Consider the following 2,414-nt stretch of genomic DNA (forward strand, 5'->3'; position numbering starts at 1 on the left):
GGGATGTCTTTCTCTTCAACGGCCAGTCGAACATCACCGAATATTACCCGAGCAACTATACATATCATAACATTTTCGTTCGGACGTTCGGGAACAGCGCCACCTTTCCGGCCGATACGCTCTGGCGGCTTTCCAATATTCAGGAAGGGCAGGTGGGCCTGATCGGGACCGAACTCCAGCGGCTCATCCTGGAAACCTACAACATGCCCACCTGCATCATCAACGGAGCCCTGGGCGGCTCCTCAATGCAGAGTCACGTAAACCGCAACCCGGCTAACCCCGCCGATCCGAAGACCCTCTACGGCCGGCTGCTGTTCTGGGCCCGGAAAGCCGGGGTTGCCAACCGGATCAAAGCCTTCGTCTGGCGGCAGGGCGAGAATGAGGCCGGCGGTAGTTCGACCACCGGATATGAAGCCTATTTCAACACCCTTTTCACCAACTGGCAGGCCGATTATCCGAATCTTGGGAAATGCTATATCGCCCAGCTCAACCTGCTGCCCGACGCCAACAAGGGAGCCGGGCCGCTGCGGGATTTCCAGCGGAGAGTGCCGGAACTGTACCCACGGACTGAAACCATCGCCACCGTCGGGCTGCCGGGCTATGATGGTGTTCATTACCGACAGGTCGGACATTTTCAGTTTGCCCGGGAGCTGTTCCGGCTCATCGCCCGGGATTTTTACAAATCGTCCGATGGGACGGGCATCTCCTCGCCCTCCATCCGGAAAGCCTATTACCGGACCGCCGAACAGAAGGAGGTCGTCCTGGAGTTCGATACCGACCACCGCATGACCTACACGAAGGACACGTTGGTGAAGAACCCCGACGGCAGCCAGTCTCTGCTCGATATCCGCGATTTTATCTACTTCGATTACAACAACGGCCAGCAGAACCGCCTGATCGACACCATAACGGTGGAGGCCAATAAGGTGATTCTGAAGCTGAAAAGAGCCTCACAGGCAAAGGACCTCACGTATCTTCCGAATTTTTATAAAACACCCTTCCCCGGGCCCTTCATCCGGAACCAGCGGGGCATGCGGGCGCTGACCTTCTGCCGGTTTCCGATCGGGCCGGCCCCTTCCGGGTCTTCCGGAACCGAAACACCACCCCCTCCGCCCCCGGTCGATCCGCCGGCCAACCCCGCCAACGGCAACTATCAGGGCTATATCGACGCGGCCGACTGCGGGCTGATCCGGGGCTGGGTCTATGACAAAAACCGGCCCGATGCCGTCGTTACCCTCGAACTCCTTTCCGGCTCGACCGTAGTCGCTACGCTGTCGGCCGACCAATACCGGGAAGACCTCAGGAAATCCGGCAAGGGCAACGGCCTGCACGGTTACGGCATCGTGCCCCCGGCTTCGCTCAAAAATGGCCTGCCCCAGTCGATTCGATTGCGGGTGAAAAATACCACCTACTTCCTGTTCAACGGCCCGAAAGTGCTGACCTGCGCGGGAGCCCCCGCCCCGCCGGATACCGTCGTGACCCCGCCCCCTCCACCACCACCCCCGCCCCCTCCGGTCGATCCGCCGGCCAATCCGGCCAACGGCAATTACGAAGGCTTCTTCGAGCGGGCCGACTGCGGCAGCCTCGGCGGCTGGGTGTTCAACAAAAACCTGCCGAACGCGGTCGTTACGGTAGAGATTCTGGCCAATAATGGCGTGGTAGGTACGGTGTCGGCCGGGGATTTCCGGCAGGATCTGAAAAATGCGGGCAAGGGCAACGGCCAGCATAGTTTCACCTTCGCCCTCCCGCCTTCCCTCAGAAACGGGCAGGTCCAGACCCTGACCGTCCGGGTAAAAGATACCGCCTATCTGTTGAAGAACGGCCCCCGCCGGGTCACCTGTGCCCCCGGCGCCCGGCTGAACGCGGAAGCCGCCCCGGTTGAGGAGCCCGGTCTGATCGCATCGCCCAACCCGACCGACGGGCCGCTGACGCTTCGGTTCCGGCTGCCGGCGGGGCAGGAGGGAGAACTCCGGGTGACCGACCTGAACGGCCGGACCTGGTGGAAAGCAGCGGTGCGGGGTACGGGGCAGTGGCAGGAGGAGCGGGGTCGCATCGCGCCCGGAGCCGGCCAGTGGATGGTGGTAACCCTCTTTTCGGGGTCAAAAGCGGTGGTAAAACGGGCGGTCATCCTTCGGTAAACAGCCCCCAATTTCCCGGATTCCCGGCAGAATCAGCCGAAAAACCGGCTGATTCCTGCATTTGTCACCGATTAATAAAAACAACTGAATTCTTTCATGCAAAAAGTTGACTCAATGGGCATTGAAGCGGGATTTTTATCTAAAAATCGGAAACGCCAACGCACGACTCTATGAGGAAAACTTTTACGGTCTTATTTTTTGTCTGGTCTCTACTTTTCCATCAATTTTCCCACGCTCAGGTAGCCGTGAAATGGCAGCAGTGGCCGGCCCCGCTGC

The 2,414-nt window shown here is 59.8% G+C and carries 1 protein-coding gene; it reads left to right on the plus strand.

Annotated elements, in window-relative coordinates:
* Positions 1–2,138, plus strand: a 2,138-nt coding sequence (locus DX909_RS29235) for a sialate O-acetylesterase (protein WP_164851457.1), incomplete at its 5' end; no start/stop codon positions are given.
* Positions 2,139–2,414: the final 276 nt, after the last annotated feature.

The sequence above is a fragment of the Larkinella soli genome, assembly GCF_003703975.1.
Classification (GTDB): Bacteria; Bacteroidota; Bacteroidia; order Cytophagales; family Spirosomataceae; genus Larkinella; species Larkinella soli.